The sequence below is a fragment of the Gemmobacter serpentinus genome, assembly GCF_008973825.1.
GTDB lineage: Bacteria > Pseudomonadota > Alphaproteobacteria > Rhodobacterales > Rhodobacteraceae > Gemmobacter > Gemmobacter serpentinus.
In genome coordinates this window covers 117,610-137,536 of record NZ_WCHR01000004.1, presented here as the reverse complement: position 1 = coordinate 137,536, position 19,927 = coordinate 117,610, and the positions used below count along the sequence as shown (strand labels likewise).

The following is a 19,927-nucleotide window of genomic DNA, read 5'->3' as shown; positions in this document are numbered from 1 at the left end:
AGCGTTCTGGAAAGCCAAGCTTGTTGCTCGCGCGTTCTGCTACGTCGCTTCTCGAGGCGCGGCTTCGGGGAATGCCGCCGCGCAGCATTTGCACTTGGCGCATGACTGCTGAGGGCCGCGACTTGCGCTGCACCTGCGAAGTGCAATTCATCGCTGTAGCGAGATCAACTATCTCTGATCAGCTCTTCTCGCAACTGTACTGCGGCCACTCTGCCGGAAGCAGGCCGGACCCTATAGTGGCGAATCTACGCTCCGGCGCCGAGGTCCAGATCATCCGCCCCGCCCAGCCATGCATCCCGCTCCTCGGTGTTCAGGATAACCTGCATTCGGGGATGTAGGTCGGCGGTGGTGTCATTGGCGGCTCGGGTCAGGACGGTGCAGGTCAGCATGTCGTGCCAGCGGGAGGCTAGCCCGGCAAAGAACAAGGTTTCGTCGTTGCCCGCCGGATAGATGAAATGCGGTTGCTTGGCCCCTCTGTCGCCCGTCTACTCGCAATAGCCTGCCGCCGGGATCAGGCATCGGCCAAAGCGCCACACGGCGCGAAAGGCCGGTTTCTCCTTCGCCTCCTCGATCCGGGCGTTGAAGGTCGCAGCCTTCCAGCCCTTCGCCTCCTCGCCTTTGAACCATGAGGGCACAAGCCACCAGCGGGCGACCAGCGGCTCCAGCGTGGGCTTTGCGAGGATCAGTACATCCTGCGTCGGCTTCACATTGAAGCGCCGGGGGAAGGGAGTGATCTTTAGCCAAGAGGTATCTAGCCCCTCGCTGCGCAGGTTCGGATCAACAAAGCGCCCGCACATGGCCGCCTCCCTGATAGCACGATGCTGGCAAGATACCGACGTGAGCACGGCATGGGCAACAGTGTAAAACGACACGGCCAGAGGGCTTGTCGCGGTTCCCAAAAGTGGTTCGGGCGGCTCAGGAATACCGATAGGCAGGTGCCGAATACACTGCTAAACGCGATTAAACCCCGTTTCAATTCGGAACCATCCCATTGGCTAGCCAATGGGATAGCGTGGATCGCATTCCGGATAATTACCGAGCAAATTCAATTACTTAGCTGGATGATTGGAGCGGGTGAAGGGAATCGAACCCTCGTCATCAGCTTGGGAAGCTGCGGCTCTACCATTGAGCTACACCCGCAATGGCAGTCTTACTAGCCGCAGCGATCTGAAAGCGCAAGACGTCGCGCGCGGGTCTGCGGGGAAATTCCCGGTGGATATAGGCGCTGCAGCGCGTGGGCCGGCAGGCTGGGCATCGGTGCCGCGCACAGAATTGCACTCCTGCGCATCATCGCACACCCAACCGTGGCAGAGATTTTTCTAAAGGCAGACGAAATCTGGCCCAGCCCGGGGCGACGCGCCTCCCCACCTGCATCCAGACCCGCAGGGCCGCCAGCCGATGGGCATCCGGTTCAGTCGTCTTCACCAGCGCCCGTTTCGACCGAGGCCGCGCCACCAAGGGCGCTATAACGGCGGTCGGCCAGCCATTGCAGCCGCTTTGCCTGGGTCAGCAGCACGCGGCGCAGGCCGCCCTGAACCTTCCGTTCTGCGATCACCTGCCCAAGCCGCGAGATAATCAGGGCGCGCCGTGCGATGCGGAAATCCGGGTGCGACCTGATCCTGTAGACCGGCTCGGACACGATCCGATCGCGCAATGACGGCGGTGCCGTCACCGCAACCATTGGTGTCGGCGGGTCCTTTTCGTTCAGCACGGCCTTGAACCGGCTGTCGGCGATGGCTTTCTGGTAGATCAAGTGTTCCAGCGCATCGAGATGGGCCTTTGCCGCCAGATCCCCTTTGGGGGTCCGCTCGAATTGCGGCAGCGGCCAGACCTCGATTTCAAAGACCTCGAAAGGGTCGAGAACCGACATGGCAACCGCATCCGTGCGCTGATTGGTCAGATGGCGGCGGATGCGGGTGCTGATCTTCTCTTTGGTTTGGCCGACATAGATCGGCTCCCCATCGTAATCGAAAAAGGCATAGACGCCCCAGGTGAACGACCCCACCGGCCGTGGGCGGCCGCGCAGCGCGTCGTCAAATGGGGCAGAAAGGAAGGCCGCCAGATTGGTCCGCAGGTCTTCGGTCTCGAAGGGCGGAAAATTGGTGTCATCCGGGTTTCGGTCCATCATGACCGAGCAATAACAACTATCATGCAACCAGGGCCAGACGATTGCGCTTCAGCACCGGCTCAAAGATCGCCTCGGCCAGATGCCGGACAACAGGCACCGCCACACCATCCCCGGCAAGTTTATAGGCGTCATTGTAACGCTCTGGCAGGATGAAGGTTTCCGGCAGGCCCATCAGCGATACCGCCTCGCGCGGCGATAACAGCCGCGACCGGACCGTCTCGCCCTCAACGACCATGATCGTTTGCCGGCTGGAGCCGCCCGAAGGGGTGCGCAAGCAGCCCGCCACATCGTCAAACCGGACCTCGGCGCGCTGCCGCTTGTGACCTGCTTCATCCAGCCGGGTGCGGCGGTAAATCGTGCCAACCTTGCGGGTGCCCAACTGCATCGCAGCCTCAACCTTCTTGCGATTGAGATCCGTCATCATGTCGAGCAGGTATTGCGTCTCTGCCGCGCTGTGCCAAGTCACCCCCTTTGGGTTTTCTTCGATCAGATCGGCCAATGCCACATTCCGGCAGGCGGGAACCGGCAGTTTCCACCAGACCCAACGCGATTTTGCGGCGGCGGAAAGCAGATTTTGCCCCTCGATCAGTGCGGGCGGATGCCACACGGATGACGGTGTTTCCTGGATGCAGAGGTCAGGAATGGCAAGATCGCCCCGGATGCCGATAATGAAAAACCGCGGCCGGGATTGGGGCAGGAAATGCACCGCATCGACCACAACAGCGCCAAAACGATAGCCAAGCCCCGAAAAGGCCGCAGCCAGGGTGGCAAAATCGCGCCCGCCATTGCTGGTGATGGCACCATAGACGTTTTCGACGGCAATCATCCTGGGGCCGCGTCCGGCGGCGTGAAGATCGCGCACCAATTGCCAGAATGGCTTGAACATGCCCGAGCGTTTGCCCGCGAGGCCAGCCCCCTTGCCGGCGAGGGAAAGATCCTGGCAGGGAAAGGATGCCCAAACCAGATCTGCCATGCCCGGAATCTCGTCCGGGGTCACCTTCGCGACGTCCTTGAGCAGCAATTCCTTGCCGCCATCGTGATTGGCGCGGTAACTCGCCGCCTTTTTCGCGTCGATATCGTTCGCAAAGAGACATTGCCAGCCCGAGCCAAGACCAAATCCAGCCATGCCGCCGCCAGCAAAGAAATCATAATAGATGTGCGGCATGGGCTCTCCTTCGCTCCCTTTTGACTACCTCAGGCCCGTGGTGCTTGTCCAAGGCTAACGCATGGTGCGGCTGCATGGTCGCGCAAAACGCCACGCCAATCAAGAACATTCAGGGAACTTATGGCGCGAACTGGCATCGGCAGGCGCGGGGGCCTGGGCGGGCCCGGCGGGGCAGATCTTGCACCATCCGCCGGAGGCCCGGCGGGCGTGAAAATGGCCTGACGCGGCCCGCTGGGCGGCGGCATAATGGCGCATCAGATCTGCCAGCGCGCCGCAGGGCGGCCTGCACCGGACGCGGCGAGGGCGGGCGCATGGCCGTCACCCTGTGGCAATCCAGCGAGATGGACGGATATGAGGCTTCCTCGCGATGATGCCTGCGGGCCGTTCCAGGAGCAAGGCGTGCGGCGGGCTGCCCCGCCGCCGCCGCAAATCAGGGGGCCAGCGTCAGCTCGATCCGTTCGCCGGCCTTCACCGTCATCGGTGTCTCGCTCAGGACGCCGCCGCCCTCCATCTTCACCACATAATCGCCCGCAGGCAGCGTGGTCTGCCAGTTGGGGCCATAACCATAGGCCAGCGATTTGCGTTGGCCCGTGATGTCCTTGGTGGCGGAGAGCACCTCGATATGCTGGTCACCGGGGCTGGTGAAGGCAGCGACGCCCGCATTCAGTGCTACGGCAAGCGCGGTGCGCTCGCCGCTTTTCACCACCAGCGGGGCCTCGGCGATGGTGCCGCCCAGGGTGACGCGGGCAATGTAATCGCCCGGTGGAAGGTCAAACCCGGCATTGGGGCCATAGGCATAGCCGAATTGCTTGCGATTGCCCTCGATATCCTGCGCGGCCGACAAGATCTCGACGAACTGGTCGGCCTCGGATTTCAGGCCCTCGGTATAGAAGGCGTCGATCACCGCATGGCCAACGCCCAGAACCACATCCAGATCGGTGGTCTTGCCCGCTTCGATGACGACGGTCCGCGAGGTTTCGCCCGCGCCGAGTTTCACATTCATCGAATATTCGCCCGCAGGGAACATGCGCAGCGCCTTGGTATAGCCGCTTTCGCGCACATCATCCGGGCCGAACATCTCCCAGAACGCGTCCTTGTCAGGTTCGGCCCCCGGGCTGGCGCGCAGGGTCAGGTTCAGGATGCCCGCATCCAGCGTGGCTGCCGGTTTCGACAGTTCGGTCTGCGGGCCGATCTCGACCGGGACCGTCTGATGCGCGCTGTGAATGCGGGCGGTCATCATATACTTGCCGGGTGGCAGGGCCCCCGTCATGGCACCATAGATCGTTGTCCAGTCGGAGGAGGTGCTGCCATCGGCGAGTACCGGCCGGAATTCGAACACCGCGTCAGCCAGCAGGCCATCGGTCAGTTCCGGCCCGCCTTGGGCCAGATAGATCTGCGGATCGACATTCTGTTCCAGCACTGCCGGGGCCGGGGCGGGTTCCGGCACCGGGGCGGGGGCTGGCTCGGGCTCGGCTTGCACAACGGTGGTTTTCAGCGCCTCGACCAGCGATCCGGCATCCTTGGCCTCGATATATTGGCCCCCCGTATTCTGCGCGAGGCAGGCGACTTGCTGCCCCTCCTCGGCGGTCAGGCCAAAGCCCACGACATGGGCGGTGAAGTCGATGCCCTGCTGCTCCAATTCGGTGGCGACGGCGCAAGGGTCAGCCTCGCAGGTCTCGATCCCATCGGTGATCAGGATCACGGTCGCTTTGGCCTCGGTCGAGCGCAGCTCGGCCGCCGCCCGCCGCACCGCATCGGAAAGCGGGGTCTTGCCAAGGAACTTCATGCTGTTGGCCGCCGCAGAGATCGCCCCGGCGCTGCCGGCGGCGGGTGGCACCACCAGCTCGATATTACCGCAATCGCCCTTGGAGCGGTGGCCATAGGCCATCAGGCCCAGCTCGGTCTCTGGCGGGATCGAGGACAGGACCTGCCCAAGCGCCTCGCGTGCGATCTCCAGCTTGGGGCGACCATCGATCTGGCCCCACATCGAGCCGGAGCCATCCAGCACGATGATCGAGCGCCCCTCGGCCTGTGCGGCGGTTGACAGGGCAAGGCTGCCCGTCGAGGCAAGAAGGCAAAGGGTCAGCGAGCGAAACAGCATCTGAAATCTCCGGCCAAAATTCGTTGACCGAATGCTAAAGGCCCTGCCTGCCATTTGGCAAGCAGGGCCTTCGACCGGGCGCACCGTGGGGGCAAATCTGCGCCCGGCCGCGCGTGGTGGCTTTTCCCTTGCGGGGGCCTGCTGTTTATACGGACCGGCCGGGCGATCGCATCCCGCGTCTAAAGAAAAACATCCAGCAGCAGCACCGAATTGCCGGGTGACAGGGTCAGCATGGTGCCGGTGGCCACCTCCCGCAGGTCCATGGTGTCGGGCAGGTCTTGCAAAGACAGGGATCTGGTGCCGAAGACGATACGATCCTGACCGCGGGTGAAATCGGTAATCACCGATTGGTGGCTGCCGCGTGCATCGGCCCCGTGAAAGACAAAGCTGTCGCGGCCCGCGCCCCCCGTCAACACATGGCCGCTGGATTTGATCTGCGCCACCATCAGGTCATTGCCGCTGCCGCCGAACAGATGGCTGCGTCCGGTGCCACTGAAGATCTGGTCATTGCCGCTGCCGCCATACAAACGGTCTTGCCCCTCATCGCCGCGCAATTGGTCATCGCCCGCATCGCCGTAAATCCGGTCATTGCCCGCGCCGCCATGCAGGCTGTCATTCGCCGCGCTACCACGCAGGTGATCCGCGCCATGGCCGCCGAACAGGATATCGCGCCCGGCGCCGCCCAGCAGGGTATCGGCATCGGCCCCGCCCAGCAGGCGGTCATTGCCAGCCTCACCCCGCAGGTGATCGCGCCCGGCATCCCCTTGCAGAAGATCGCTGCCGCGGCCCCCGAACAATCGGTCCTGACCTGTCCCACCGAAGATCGTATCGGCATCGTCGCCACCGCGCAGCGTGTCATTGCCGCTCTCGCCCAGCAGTCGGTCCCGCCCTACACCCCCATAGGCCAGATCATTGTCGCCGCCGCCGCGCAGCGTGTCGTGACCGGCCTCGCCAAAAAGGCGATCGCGCCCGCCATGGCCCAGCAAAAGATCATTGCCGCCGCCGCCCAAGATCCGATCCGCCGCGACACCGCCTGTCAGCGTTTCAGCGGCGGCGCTGCCGTGCAGGTTCAGCGAAGCGGATGGGTCCTTCGGATGTTCCTGTGTCGGGCCGGGCGTCACGATGGGCGGGGTGGGGGCCACGCCCCCGGGTTTGACCACGACCGGGGTCGGGACGGCAGGCGGCTTTGGGGGCACCGGCGCAGGCGGCGCAACCTCGGGCAGCTCAAGCACAGCGGCGGTCAGGCTCTGGCTGAGATCCAGCAAAAGCGTCACACTTCCATCGGCATGACGGATCGCCAGATCATCGGCCTTGCCACCATCATGCGCCACCCAATGCATCCGCGTCCGCAGTTCGGCAAAGCTGGCATAGCCATGGCCGAGAACCAGGCGGTCCCCCTCGGCCACGCTGAAATCGCTGATGACATCGCTGCCATGGCGGGCGTCGAACCGGTCGGCACCGCGCCCGCCTTCCAGCGTGTCATTGCCGGTGCCACCCGTCAGGGAATCATTGCCGCGCCCGCCAAACAGCAGATCGGCCCCGGCACCGCCATGCAGCGTGTCGGCACCATCCTGTCCGAACAGGAAATCCTCGGCCTCGGCCCCGGTCAGGCTATCGTCCCCCAGACCGCCATAGAGAAAGTTGTTGGCCGCAGCCGCCCCGAGAAGCGTGTCATTGCCGCCATGGCCAAAGGCAAAGCCCGCCTGCTTTACCACGTCAATCGCGGCACCACCCTCATAGCTTTCATTGCGCAAGCGCGCTGTGCGGGTTTCGGCATGGACAAGTTGCCCCGCGCGATGCGCCTCCGGGTCTTCGGCCAGCGACATCAGGTTCAGCGCGAAGGCAAGGCTATGCTGGTGCAGATAGCGCAGCGCGCCGCTGCCATCGACAGAGACGAGGCTGGAACTGCCCGCCTCGGCCCCGGCAAACCAGCCGATGCCGATGCCACGGTCGCTGAACCATTCCTGCATCCGCGACAGCCAGGCGGTGCTGGTCTGGCCAAGGCTGAAATCGTTGATCGCATGACCGGCAAGGCTGGTCTCGGTGATCATCAGATCATCTGTCCCAAGCGCCGCATAGGCCCGGTCCAGCGCCGCCGCATAGCTGTCAGCATCGGTGACCGTCGCATCGGCGTGCCAGCCGGGGTAAAGATGGGCTGCCCAGGCAAGGGCCGGGCCGAAGGCCGCGCGCAGATGATCCAGCGCCGAAACGCCATCGACCTGCACGGTCGCAAGTTCGGTGAAACGCCCCGAATAGCCCCATCCGCCGACAAGGATCCGGGCATCCGCGTCGCGTTCGGCCACCATCTGGCCCAGTTCCACCATATGTTTGGTGTAAAGCCCGACCACCTCGGATTGCACGGCCAGTTTGGTGCCGCGCACCGCCAGCGTCACCGCACGCTCATAGGCGGCGGGTTCATTGGCCAGTTCATAGCCCCAGACCCTGTCCTTCACATCGGGATGGGCATCCAGCCAGTTCAGCAATTTTTCAAAGGCCGCCACCGCGCGCGGCTGCACCTCTTCGTTCAACAGGGCCGTCAGCGTTGCCGCATCAAGACTGCCATCTGCGCCAAGTTGCTGCTGCGCCCCATCGAAATGGGTGAACAGCAGCTTGAACCCTTGCGCGGCGGCGGCGGCGAGGAAGCGCGCGTATTGCGGATGCAGGGTGCCGGAATCGTCAAAGGCGTAATCGTTGAAAGTCAGGCGCAGCGTGTTGACGCCGGGCAGGGCGGCGCGCAGGCCAGCCGCGAAGCCTTCGGGATTGCCATCCATGCCAAGCGGCAGCAGACGCTGCTGGCCCTGCCACATGTAATGGCGCGGATCGGCGGCAAGATTGGCGTCATATGTGCCATCGAGACGATCCCTGGCCGCGACATCCTCTGCCAGAAACAGGATATGGATCGCGTTGATATCGCCCAGATTGCTCATCAGACCTGCTTTGCTTGACCTTCCGGGCGCAGCAACATGCCACGGTTCACCCAACCCTTCCGATCTTGCGGAGCCGAGGGGCCGCAATGCGTTGGGAAGGTGGCAGAAATGCGCCCTTGTTGCTCAGTTTGGGGAAGATCCGTTGACAAACCGGAAACGCCGCCGCGGATTTCACGGCGGATTTGCGGCAACAGGCCTGTGTTCAAATAGTATATGGCTTCAGGCGATCAGCCGCGCGCGGCCCAAGCCGCCGTGGCCGCAATGCCGCCAAAGGGAAAGAGATGCGCCTGTTCAATGGCAAAGTCCGGCACCTGCGCCTTGTGGGCGGCAAGATCCGCGATCACTTCGGTCGGTTCATAGGGCAGCAGCAGCTTGCCCAGATCAAGCGCGCGCCGCTGCAACACCCGCAGGCTGGGTCCGACGCCGCAAGCCAGGGCAAATTTCAGCATGGTCTGCAACTTCGCTGGTCCGGCCAGGCCGATATGGACGGGCAGGGCGACGCCTGCCGCATTGATCCGGTTCACCCAGTCAATCACCGGCTGCGCCTCGAAACAGAATTGGGTGGTGATCGCCAGCGTCGCATCCGACCGATTGGCATAATCCTGCTTCCATCTCAGCGCCTTCATCGTCTGCGCCTCTGGATCGTCGGGCCGGGCGGTGCCATCGATATCGCGATTGCCCTCAGGATGGCCCGCGACATGCAGGCGGGTGAAACCGTCGAACAGCCCAGTCTCGATCATCTGCATGGAACTGTCGAAGTCACCGGCGGGCGAGGTGACACCGCCACCAAGCAGCAGCGCCTGATCCACCCCCGCCTCGCCGCGATATTGTGCGATCCAATCGGCCAATGTCGCGCGATCGGGGATGATGCGGGCGGGGAAATGCGGCATTACGGCAAAGCCGTCGCGCGCCAGCCGCCTTGCGGTTGCCACCATATCGGCAATCGGCGTGCCCTGGATATGGGCGATGTAAACGCGCGTGCCAGCGGGCAGCGCGGCGCGGAAATCGGGCACGCTTGCGGCGGTGCGCGGCATGACCTCAATCGAATAGCCGCGCAGGAAATCCGCGTGACCGGCGGTCACCATTTCATCCGTGGGTCGGGTCAGTTTGCGCGTTAGACCGAACAGTGACATGCCCTAAACCTCCGGCAGATGCGGGGCCTGTTTCGCATGACGCGCATCGGTCTGCGGGTGCATAATCGACATGCGCCGCCGCCAAGGCGACAGCGATACCGGGCGCTGCCCTGCGCCTGCGCACAAAGATATGGCGGCATTGTCTCTTTTTGCACGGCAGACGCTCGGATGGATGCTTGCGTGAACCGGGTTCCGCGATTACCTTGGTTCCAACCACATATGGAGGGCGGATATGACGCCCGAGCGTCCCCGAGGGGAGGACGCGATCCCGCAGAAAGCCGCCCGCTCAGCCAATCCGGCCCCGGCGGCTGCGGTCGAACCGTCGACCCCTCGTCCCGCCCAGCCGGGGCCGCAGCTCTATGCGGCGCTCGATCTGGGCACAAACAGTTGCCGGATGCTGATTGCCCAACCCAAGGGCAGCCAGTTTACGGTCGTGGACAGTTTTTCGAAATCTGTCCAATTGGGCACCGGGCTTGAAGCTTCGGGCCGCCTGTCGCGCTCATCCATGTCGCGGACGATACAGGCGCTGCGCATCTGCCAGAAGAAGATCGAAAAGCATGGCGTGACACGAATGCGGCTGGTTGCGACCGAGGCCTGCAGGCGCGCGCGCAATTCGCGCGATTTCATGCGTCAGATCCGCCGCGAAACCGGCCTTGCGATGGAGATCATCACCCCAGAGGAGGAGGCGCGGCTTGCTGTCATCTCCTGCGCGCCGCTGGTCTCGCCACGCACCGAACAATTGCTGGTGCTTGACATTGGCGGTGGCTCGACCGAACTGGTCTGGATCGACCTGTCCGACGTGCCAAAGAATGAGCGGTCCCGCGCGATCATGCGGCTGCATTCGGGCTTTGCGCCCAAGGGCAACCATCCGGCAGCCCGCGTTGTCGACTGGATTTCGGTGCCGCTTGGGGTGGCCACGCTGAAAGACCAGTTCATCGATGTGGAGGATGACGCCGCGCGCTTCGCCCTGATGAGCTGGTTCTTTGAAGAAAATCTGGCGAGTTTCACGCCCTATAATGCAGAAAATCCGCGCAAGGGCTTTCAGATCATCGGCACTTCCGGCACGGTGACCACGGTTGCGGCCTCGTTTCTGGGGCTGCGCCGCTATGACCGCACCAAGGTGGATGGGTTGTCGATGAGCTCCGACCAGATTGACAGCGTGATCCGCGAATACCTGTCACTTGGCCCCGAGGGGCGGCGCACCGATCCGCGCATCGGGCGCGACCGCCATTCGCTGATCATGTCGGGCGCCGCGATCCTGCAGGCGCTGATGCGAATCTGGCCGACCGACCGCTTGTCGGTGGCCGACCGTGGCCTGCGTGAAGGCCTGCTTTATGCCCAGATGAGCGCGGATGGCGTGCTCGGAGATGGACCCTACAGATGAAGACACCCTCGAAACCCGGTGATGGCAAGAACACGTCAGGGCGCGGCCAGCGCGACCTGCGGGTGAAGGTGAAGACCGCCAAGGGGCGCAAGCTCTCGTCCACGCTCTGGCTGGAACGGCAATTGAACGACCCCTATGTCCAACGCGCCAAGCGCGAGGGCTATCGCGGTCGCGCGGCCTTCAAGATCATGGAACTGGACGACCGTTACGGCTTCCTGAAACCGGGGGCCCGTGTCGTCGATCTGGGTTGCGCGCCGGGCGGGTGGTGCCAGGTCGCGGTGCCGCGCGTCAATGCGCTTGGTGAGAATGCGAAGAAGCCGCAAGGCCGCATCATCGGCATCGATTTGCAAGAGGTGGAGCCGATCGCCGGGGTGGAGTTGCACCAGCTCGATTTCCTCACGGACGAGGCGGATGAGTTGGTGAAAGGCTGGCTCGGTGGGCGCGCCGATGTGGTGATGTCGGATATGGCTGCCGCTGCCTCGGGGCATAAGGGCACCGATCACCTGCGCATCATCGCATTGATCGAGGCGGCCTTGGCCTTTGCCTTTGACGTTCTGGAAGATGGCGGCACCTTTGTCGCCAAGGTTCTGGCAGGGGGTGCCGAAAACGAGATGCAGACCATCCTGAAGCGCAACTTCAAGAAGGTCGCCAATGTGAAGCCGCCGGCCAGCCGCTCTGACAGTTCGGAGAAATTTGTGGTCGCCATGGGGTTCCGGGGCCGTGGTGACGCGCCGGCACAGGATGATGACGCCGAGGAATGAGGCCCGGCCAGGCTTGCTGCCGCAGGATATGAAAAGGGCACCGCGATGGTGCCCTTTTTCATTCCGTCCGGCTCGTATAGCGGGGCCTCAGCCGCCCCAATGCCGCACCGGGCCGCAATCCATATGCACGAAGTTGGAACCGGAATACCGGCCGACGCCGCCCGATGCGCAGGCCTCTGCCGCGCGGGCCATCTGGCCGACCGAGCGCGACTTCAGCCGCAGATCTGCCGCCTGGCCCTTCATATGCAGCGAATTTTTCGCAACGCCGCCGGATTTCGACCGCAGCATCGCATTGGTGCGCGGGCTGCGATAGCCCGACAGCAGCATATAGGGTTCCGACACATCCATCAGACGATGCGAGGCCGCCATGATATCGACGGTGCGGGCATCCATGCCCATGGCATCATCGGTGCGCCAGTCGCGCATGAAGTGATTGATTTCCTTCAACACTTCTTTGATGTATTTGCCTTCGATCCAGTAGATCGTATCGATGCTTTCGCCGGTGCGGCCGGAATACATCCGAATGCGACGGATATCGCCTGCGCCCCGCAACAGGCCGAACGCGTTGGAATAGGTGGGCGCTGCCACAACCGTTGCCGCCGCGAATGCCCCCAGAAGGCCACGCCGCGAAAAACCGGATTGCGCAAGTTTGGTCATTGGTGCCTGTCCCTTGGTCTTTCGATTACCGCATGTGCCTGCGGTTCCTGCCACTTTCCCCAAGTGCTCCAATCTTATGGCACAAGTCGAATCGCAACAGAAGTGCAGTTTTGGCGCACGGTTCCCAAGAGAAGCCAGATCGGCAAAGATTTGCTGAACAGCGCCGATTTTTGTGCGACCTATGGCAATTTTTGGCCGCGTGGCGAAAATGTGACATTCTTGCCGCTTGCGGAGGGGTTTTCGTCACAGTGCTGGAGGCGTTGTGAATGGACTCACCCGCATAAATCCCCGAGATTTGCGCAACCCGTGTTTCAGAGGTCCTTATGCTTGAACTTGCGCCCGTATTTCGTCGCCCGCTCCTTTCCGCAGCCCTTGCCCTGACCGTCTGGGGCGGTGCCATGGCCGGGTTGATCGACGCGGCCCAGGCGCAGACGTTGGCGCAGATCAGCCCCTTCACCCAGTCGCTGGCGGTTGCGGCATCCGAAGACAAGGATCTGGCGGCATTCTATGCCGCGCGCAATTACGCCCCGCTCTGGACCGGGCCGGAAGATGCGGAGCGGCGCACGACGCTGCTGGCCGCACTGTCGAGGGCCGGCGATCACGGGCTTCCGGTGCAGCATTACAGCGCGGGCGCGCTGGCCGATGCCTTCCGGTCGGCCCAGACCGAAGGCGATCGCGGCCGGCTGGAGCTGCGGATGACCCGCGCCTATTTGGATTATGTGCATGACCTGCATTCCGGCGTTCTTGACCCCAAGAAGATCGACAGCACCATCGTGCGGGACCTGCCGCGCATCGATCCAGCCGTCGCGCTGGCGGCGCTGACCTCGCCCTATCTTGCGGATTATCTCGACAGCCTCGCGCCGACCTCGCCGGCCTATGCCCAGTTGCTGAAGGCCAAGCTGCGGCTGGAAAGCCAGATCGCGGCGGGCGGCTGGGGGGCCACGCTGCCTGCGCAGGTGCTGCGCCCGGGTGCCAGCGGCGATGCGGTGGTGGCCTTGCGCGACCGGCTGGCGGCGATGGGGTTCCTGAGCCGGTCGGCCACGCGCGATTTCGATGACACCCTGCAAAAGGCGGTGCAACGTTTTCAGATCGCCCATGGTCTGGAGCCGGACGGGATCGTCGATGAACTGACGCTGGCCGAGCTGAACATCGCCCCGTCCGAGCGGTTGAAATCCGTGCTGGTCGCGCTGGAGCGCGAACGCTGGATCAATATCGATCTGGGCCGCCGCTATGTCTGGGTGAACCTGACCGATTACACCGCCAAGATCCTGGAAGACGGCAAGGAGACCTTCAGCACCCGTGCCGTGATCGGCAAAGAGGTGAAGGACCAGCGCACGCCGGAGTTTTCGGACGAGATCGAATATATGGTGGTAAATCCGAGCTGGTCCGTGCCGCGCTCCATCGCCACCAAGGAATATCTGCCGCTGATGAAGCGCAACCCGAATGCGGCGGGTCATTTGCAGATCGTGGATCGCAATGGCCGGGTGGTGAACCGGGGCGCGGTGAATTTCGCCAAATACACGGCGGCGAATTTCCCGTTCTCGATGCGCCAGCCGCCCTCTGACGGCAATGCGCTTGGGCTGGTAAAGTTCATGTTCCCCAATCAGTGGAACATCTATTTGCATGATACGCCGTCAAAATCGCTGTTCGACCGCGAGACCCGCGCCTTCAGCCATGGCTGCATCCGCCTCGCGCGCCCTTTTGAATTTGCCTATGAACTGCTGGCCGCGCAGACCGATGACCCACAGGGCACCTTCCAGCGCGCGTTGGACAGCGGGCGCGAACAGGCGCTGAAGCTGGACACCCATCTGCCGGTGCATCTGGTCTATTTCACCGCCTTCCCGGACGGGCGCGGCCAGATGAACTATCGCCGCGATGTCTATGGCCGCGATGCGCTGATCTATGACGCGCTGCACGCCGCCGGGGTGGAAACCGCCGCACAGGAAGGCTAGATCAGGAATATGGGGCATGGTGGCCCCGATAAGGGGGGTGCCATGGCCTTTACGATCCGCGAAATCGCAACCGCTTTGGGGGCGCAGGCCGAGGGCAATCTTGATCTGACGATTGCCCGCGCGGCCGAGCCGCAATCGGCCGGGCCGGAAGATCTGGCCATGGCGATGGACCCGAAATATGCCGAAGGTCTGGCCAAGGGCACGGCCAAGGCTGCGCTGCTCTGGCCGGGGGCCGATTGGGCTGGGCTGGGGCTTCAGGCCGCGATCTTCGTGCCGCGTTCGCGCCTTGCCATGGCCGGCCTCAGCCGGATGCTGGATTCCGGCCCGGGGATAGCGCCGGGCATCCATCCGTCTGCGGTGATCGACCCGACCGCGCAGATCGGCGCGGAGGCCGCGATTGGCCCCTTTGTGGTGATCGGCGCAGGCGTGAAGATCGGCCCGCGCGCGCGCATTGCCAGCCATGTGGCGATTTCTGATGGCGTTACAATCGGTTCCGATGTGTTGCTGATGGCGGGTGTGAAGATCGGCGGCCATGTGACAATTGGTGACCGCTTCATCGGCAATCTGGGCTGCGTCGTGGGTGGCGACGGGTTTTCCTTCGTGACCCCGGAGAAAAGCGGCGTCGAAGAAATCCGCTCAACCCTTTCGCAACGCGCCGAAATCCGCCCGCAGAGCTGGACCCGCATCCACAGCCTTGGCTCGGTCACCTTGGGCGATGATGTGGAACTGGGGGCCAATTCCACGATCGACCGGGGCACAATCCGCGACACCTTTATCGGACGCGGCACCAAGATCGACAATCTGGTCCAGATCGGACACAATGCCATTATCGGCGAGGATTGCATGATCTGCGGTCAGGCGGGCGTTGCGGGCTCCAGCCGGGTGGGCAATCGTGTGGTGCTGTCGGGCAAGGTCGGCATCAATGACAATATCTTTGTTGGTGATGATGTGATCGCCGCCGGGGGGGCTAATGTATTTACCAATGTGCCGGCGGGGCGGGTCGTCCTTGGCAATCCGGCGGTGAAGATGGAAACCCAGCTGGAGATCAACAAGGCGATCCGGCGTTTGCCGCGTCTGGCCGCCACCGTGGCGGAGCTTCAGAAACTTGTTTCAAAACTGTGAGATCACGCCCATATCTTCCCCAAGACCGGGGATCAGGAGGTGCAGATGACACAGACCGTGAAAGAGCGCGTGATCGCCATTCTGGCTGAACAGGCGGTGATGGATGTGGGTGATATCCGTCAGGAAGATACGCTGGAGGATCTCGGGCTGGACAGTCTGGGGCTGGTCGAAAGCATTTTCGCCATCGAGGAAGCCTTCGACATTGCCGTGCCGTTCAACGCCAATGCCCCGGATGCCTCTGATTTCGATATTTCCTCGGTGGCGGCGATCATTGCCGCCGTTGAAGGGCTGGTTGCGCAGGCCAAGGCAGCATGACACCCGGCATGACGGCTACGACACCGAACGGGCTGCGGCGCGTGGTGATCACGGGCGCGGGCACGGTCAATGCGCTGGCCCGCGATGTGAAGGGCACGCTGGAGGCGCTGCGCGAGGCGCGTTGCGGCATCGGCGCGCTGGATGTGCGCGATGTGGAGCGGCTGTCGATCCAGATCGGCGGGCAGGTGCGTGACTGGAACCCGGATCTGCACTTCAACCGCCAGCAGATTGTCTTCTATGACAAATTCACCCAGTTCACCCTTTTGGCCGCGCGCGAGGCCGTGGCGCAGGCGGGGCTGAACTTCGACGGCCATCTGGGCTATGAGTCCGGCGTGGTCCTGGGCACCGCCGCTGGCGGCGTGAACACCTGGGACGAGAATTACCGCACGGTCTATGAAGAGGGCAAGAACCGCGTTCATCCCTTCGTCGTGCCCAAGCTGATGAACAACGCCGCGGCCAGCCATCTGTCGATGGAGTTCAACCTGCGTGGCCCGGTCTTTACCGTGTCGACCGCCTGTGCCTCCAGCAATCACGCGATGGGGCAGGCGTTCGGGATGGTGCGTCAGGGCCAGTGCAAGGCGGTGCTGACGGGCGGTGCGGAATCGATGCTGTGTTTTGGTGGCATCAAGGCCTGGGAAGGGCTGCGGGTCATGTCACGCAGCGCATGCCGGCCATTCTCGCTGAACCGCGACGGCATGGTGCAGGGCGAAGGGGCGGCCGTCTTCGTGTTCGAGGATTACGAACATGCGGCCAGGCGCGGCGCGGATATTCTGGCCGAGGTGGCAGGCTTTGCCATGACCTCGGATGCAGGCGATATCGTGATGCCGTCGCAACATGGCGCGGCGCGGGCCATGTCGGGGGCCCTGCGCGATGCGAGCCTGACGCCCGAGGATGTGGGCTACATCAATGCCCATGGCACCGGCACGGCAGCCAATGACCGCACCGAATGTGCGGCGGTGGCCGAGGTTTTCGGGGCGCAGGCGGATCGGGTGATGATCTCATCGACCAAATCCATGCATGGCCATCTGATCGGTGGCACCGGCGCGGTGGAGCTGCTGGCCTGTATCATGGCGCTGCGTGACGGGGTGATCGCCCCCACGATCAACCATGAGGAGCCCGATCCCGAATGCGCGCTGGATGTCGTGCCGAATGTGGCCCGTCAGGCCCGCGTCAAGGCGGTGCTGAGCAATGCCTTCGCCTTTGGCGGGCTGAACGCGGTGCTGGCGCTGAAATCCGCGCCATAAGCCGAGGCATCTGCCGGATATGAAAAGGCCGCGCCCGTTGACGGGCGCGGCCTTCTTTTCTGCGCGGCGCGCTTACTGCTGCGGCAGCGGCGGCACCGGCATGGAGTCATAGGATTTGGTGAAGCCCTTGAGCGACAGGCTCAGATTGACCTGTTGATCCGGCGCAATCACCGGAACTATGGTCAGCGTGCCCTTGTTGCCAGCTTTCAGCGCGGCGAGGTCTTCCTTGGTGAAGCCCACACGCGCGATGCAGCTTTCACGGTCGCACCAGGTGAAGGGATAGACGCGCGGCTTGCTCTGGTCGATCTGCAGCGTCAGGTTCGCGGTCAACAGGGTTTCCAGCGGCACCGAGATGGTCGCGCCCGTCACCGCTTGCTGGCCCGCGGGCAGCGGGAACAGCGACACTTCGGCGACCGAATTGCCATCCTTGTCCTTCAGCAACTGATACATCTGGCAGGGTTCGATCTGGTCGGCCTCGACGCGGATGCAGCGCATCTGCCAATCGCCCTCGGTGCCTTTCAGGTAGACCGAGCCCAGACCATCGGCGGCGGGCGCTGCGGCCCCGGCCGGGGCCTCGGCTGCCGGAGCGGGGGCCGCAGGGGCTTCGCTTCCGGGGGCTGCGGGCGTGGTCGCATCAACGGCAGGGGCCTCGGCTGCGGGGGCCTCGGCGGCAGGTGCGGCCGGGGTCGTGCTGTCCTGCGCGACGGCGGCACCCGCCGTCATCCCCAGCGACAGGGCGAGGGCGATAGCCTTGGTCGTGTCAATCATCGACATCGTGAATGGTCCTCAAATGATGATGGGGCGCATGTAACACGACCTGCGGCACGAGTCAGTTGCAAAAAGCCGTGAAAGCCGGTTTCCGCCACCGCAGCATCGCAAGGATCTGGCCGCAAAATCACCCGGGCCGCATCGCGCAGGAGTCATCCCGAAGGCTGTGCGACGGACCGGATGCCCGGAAGACTCTGGAAGCGATCAGAATCCGGCAGCCATCTTTGCTTGGATAGAAAAAGGGATTGGACAAAGAAAAAGGTTGGTATCGTTGACCGATACCAACCTTCATTTTGCTCCCTGTCGGACTGGCCGACTTCATTGAAGATGACGCTAGTGTCTGTTCCGGCACAGGTCAACAGAATTTTCCTGCCGCAGCAGGGGCTGTCATGAAATGAACATGTGTTCCCCCTGGCGGCGCGTGGCGGCTTTTCCGCCGGGCGGTGATCTCGGGGCTGGCGGGATCGGGATTTCGCTGTATTTTCAACGAAACTGCGTTTGGGTGGGAACAGAACATGAGCGGCGATCCGGCAGAAATCTTCGTGGGCGGTGGCGGTGCGCAATACGCCTTGCCGCAGAACCTTCTGCTCAAATACGGCAATCGTCACGGCCTGATTGCGGGGGCGACCGGCACCGGCAAGACGGTGACCCTTCAGGTTCTGGCCGAAGGGTTCTCGGCGGCAGGGGTTCCGGTCTTTCTGTCCGACATCAAGGGCGACCTGTCGGGTCTGGCCTGCGCCGGGTCCGAGGCGGGCAAGCTGCATGATGCCTTTACCAAGCGCGCGGCGACCATCGGGCTGGCTCTGCGTTACGATGCCTGCCCGGTGACCTTCTGGGATCTGTTCGGCGAACAGGGCCATCCGATCCGGGCGACCATCTCGGAAATGGGGCCGCTCTTGCTGTCGCGGTTGCTCGAGCTGACCGAGGCGCAGGAGGGCGTCTTGAACGTGGCCTTCCGTCTGGCCGATGAGGAAGGGCTGGCGCTGCTGGATCTGAAGGATCTGCAAGCGATGCTGGTCTTTATCGGCGAGAATGCCGATACGATCTCCACCCGCTATGGCCTGGTGGCACCCGCCTCGATCGGGGCGATCCAGCGTCGCCTGCTGGTGCTGGAGAATGAGGGCGGCGCCAAGCTGTTCGGCGAGCCCGCCTTGCAACTGTCGGACCTGATGCTGGTCGATCCCTCGGGCAAGGGCCGGGTCAATATCCTGGCCTCTGACAAGCTGATGAACAGCCCGCGGCTTTACGCGACATTCCTGCTTTGGCTGTTGTCGGAACTGTTCGAGGAACTGCCCGAGGTGGGCGACCCCGATAAGCCGAAGCTCGTCTTCTTCTTCGATGAGGCGCATCTTCTGTTCAATGATGCGCCCAAGGCACTGGTGCAGAAGGTGGAACAGGTCGCGCGGCTGATCCGGTCCAAGGGGGTGGGGGTCTATTTCATCACCCAGAACCCGGCCGATGTGCCCGAGGCGATCCTTGGCCAGCTGGGCAACCGCGTCCAGCACGCGCTGCGCGCCTTTACCGCCAAGGATCAGAAGGATCTGCGCATGGCGGCCCAGACCTATCGCGACAATCCCGACTTCAAGACCGAGGACGCGATCCGCGAGGTTGGCACCGGCGAGGCGGTGACCTCGTTCCTGGAGGCCAAGGGCGTGCCGGGCATCGTGCAGCGCACCTTGATCCGCCCGCCATCCTCGCAGGTCGGGCCGATTGATGCGGCCATGCGGGCGCAGATCATGGCGGCCTCGCCGGTGAAGGGCAAATATGATGCGCTGATCGACCGCGAATCCGCCTATGAGCTGCTGCGCGCGCGGGCAGAGGCCGCGGCCAAAACCGCCGAGGCGCAGGAGACCGCATCGCAGGCGGGCAGCGATCTGCGCATCGATCCGGGCGAATTGCGCGAATTCAACAAGGGGCGCCGTTATGATGGCGGGCGCATGGCCGAGGCCCCAAAACCCAGGCCGCGCAGCAGCTCCAGCCGGTCCGACAGCGTGACCGAGGCCTTTGCCAAGAGCTTTGCCCGCCAGCTTGGCAGCCGCACCGGACAGGCCGTGGTGCGTGGCGTCTTGGGAACGATATTCGGAAAAAGATGAGTTCGGCTCATTTTTGCAGCATTTGTGATCGAGCCTCGCCACATTTTTGTGGTTATAGAAATAATACGCCGGTTCATGATTCATGCTCTGGCAAGATTTTTGCGCTTTCCTGGACAGGTGGATGCGACCGGCGAAAGGTCTGACGGTCTGAACCTGCCCCGGCGCGCCCAAAAGGAC

Annotated in this window: 14 protein-coding genes, 1 tRNA gene and 1 pseudogene; 7 read left to right on the top strand and 9 right to left on the bottom strand. The window is 63.4% G+C overall.

Annotated features, from left to right (window positions below; genetic code table 11):
* Positions 1–245: 245 nt before the first annotated feature.
* From GBJ34_RS01830 to GBJ34_RS01800, 7 genes and pseudogenes are all read right to left on the bottom strand, one after another.
* Positions 246–797: pseudogene (locus tag GBJ34_RS01830) on the bottom strand (SOS response-associated peptidase).
* Between the two features lie 269 nt (positions 798–1,066).
* Positions 1,067–1,140: transfer RNA gene (locus tag GBJ34_RS01825), tRNA-Gly, on the bottom strand.
* A gap of 271 nt (positions 1,141–1,411) precedes the next feature.
* A complete protein-coding gene (locus GBJ34_RS01820) occupies positions 1,412–2,128 on the bottom strand; it encodes a GIY-YIG nuclease family protein (RefSeq protein ID WP_151717546.1) in 717 nt (238 codons plus the stop codon).
* 19 nt (positions 2,129–2,147) lie between these two features.
* Positions 2,148–3,293, bottom strand: a complete 1,146-nt coding sequence (locus GBJ34_RS01815) for a DNA cytosine methyltransferase (RefSeq protein ID WP_151717545.1) — start codon at positions 3,291–3,293, stop codon at positions 2,148–2,150.
* Between the two features lie 430 nt (positions 3,294–3,723).
* Positions 3,724–5,394 carry a vWA domain-containing protein gene (locus GBJ34_RS01810; RefSeq protein ID WP_192931076.1) on the bottom strand — a complete coding sequence of 557 codons (1,671 nt, stop codon included), beginning with the start codon at positions 5,392–5,394 and terminating at the stop codon, positions 3,724–3,726.
* Positions 5,395–5,573: 179 nt separating this feature from the next.
* A complete protein-coding gene (locus GBJ34_RS01805) occupies positions 5,574–8,321 on the bottom strand; it encodes a calcium-binding protein (RefSeq protein WP_151717543.1) in 2,748 nt (915 codons plus the stop codon).
* A gap of 227 nt (positions 8,322–8,548) precedes the next feature.
* On the bottom strand, positions 8,549–9,406 hold the full coding sequence (locus tag GBJ34_RS01800) for a methylenetetrahydrofolate reductase (protein ID WP_151717644.1): 858 nt from the start codon (positions 9,404–9,406) through the stop codon (positions 8,549–8,551).
* A 280-nt stretch (positions 9,407–9,686) separates the two neighbouring features.
* On the opposite strand from GBJ34_RS01800, the gene GBJ34_RS01795 reads away from it, so the two are divergent.
* Together GBJ34_RS01795 and GBJ34_RS01790 are read left to right on the top strand one after the other, a co-directional pair.
* On the top strand, positions 9,687–10,838 hold the full coding sequence (locus GBJ34_RS01795; RefSeq protein ID WP_151717542.1) for a Ppx/GppA phosphatase family protein: 1,152 nt from the start codon (positions 9,687–9,689) through the stop codon (positions 10,836–10,838).
* Complete coding sequence (locus GBJ34_RS01790) at positions 10,835–11,599, top strand: RlmE family RNA methyltransferase (protein WP_151717541.1); 765 nt, start codon at positions 10,835–10,837, stop codon at positions 11,597–11,599. The genes GBJ34_RS01795 and GBJ34_RS01790 overlap by 4 nt, the downstream gene beginning before the upstream one ends.
* 87 nt (positions 11,600–11,686) lie before the next feature.
* On the opposite strand, the gene GBJ34_RS01785 is transcribed toward GBJ34_RS01790, so the two are convergent.
* The gene (locus tag GBJ34_RS01785; RefSeq protein WP_151717540.1) at positions 11,687–12,256 is read right to left on the bottom strand and encodes a YcbK family protein; all 570 of its coding nucleotides are present in this window, start codon (positions 12,254–12,256) and stop codon (positions 11,687–11,689) included.
* A gap of 323 nt (positions 12,257–12,579) precedes the next feature.
* On the opposite strand from GBJ34_RS01785, the gene GBJ34_RS01780 reads away from it, so the two are divergent.
* From GBJ34_RS01780 to GBJ34_RS01765, 4 genes are read left to right on the top strand one after another with little or no spacing between them, the layout of a single operon-like run.
* A complete protein-coding gene (locus GBJ34_RS01780) occupies positions 12,580–14,208 on the top strand; it encodes a L,D-transpeptidase family protein (RefSeq protein WP_151717539.1) in 1,629 nt (542 codons plus the stop codon).
* A 42-nt stretch (positions 14,209–14,250) separates the two neighbouring features.
* Positions 14,251–15,330 carry a UDP-3-O-(3-hydroxymyristoyl)glucosamine N-acyltransferase gene (locus GBJ34_RS01775; RefSeq protein WP_151717538.1) on the top strand — a complete coding sequence of 360 codons (1,080 nt, stop codon included), beginning with the start codon at positions 14,251–14,253 and terminating at the stop codon, positions 15,328–15,330.
* Between the two features lie 45 nt (positions 15,331–15,375).
* Entirely contained in the window at positions 15,376–15,645 is a 270-nt protein-coding gene (locus GBJ34_RS01770) for an acyl carrier protein (protein ID WP_151717537.1), read from the top strand.
* Positions 15,646–15,677: 32 nt separating this feature from the next.
* Complete coding sequence (locus GBJ34_RS01765) at positions 15,678–16,889, top strand: beta-ketoacyl-[acyl-carrier-protein] synthase family protein (RefSeq protein WP_151717643.1); 1,212 nt, start codon at positions 15,678–15,680, stop codon at positions 16,887–16,889.
* A gap of 72 nt (positions 16,890–16,961) precedes the next feature.
* Here GBJ34_RS01765 and GBJ34_RS01760 read toward each other — a convergent pair whose 3' ends face one another.
* Positions 16,962–17,663, bottom strand: coding sequence for an invasion associated locus B family protein (locus tag GBJ34_RS01760; protein ID WP_151717536.1), 702 nt, complete (start codon positions 17,661–17,663; stop codon positions 16,962–16,964).
* 509 nt (positions 17,664–18,172) lie between these two features.
* Here GBJ34_RS01760 and GBJ34_RS01755 point away from each other — a divergent pair.
* On the top strand, positions 18,173–19,750 hold the full coding sequence (locus tag GBJ34_RS01755) for a helicase HerA-like domain-containing protein (protein ID WP_151717535.1): 1,578 nt from the start codon (positions 18,173–18,175) through the stop codon (positions 19,748–19,750).
* Positions 19,751–19,927: the final 177 nt, after the last annotated feature.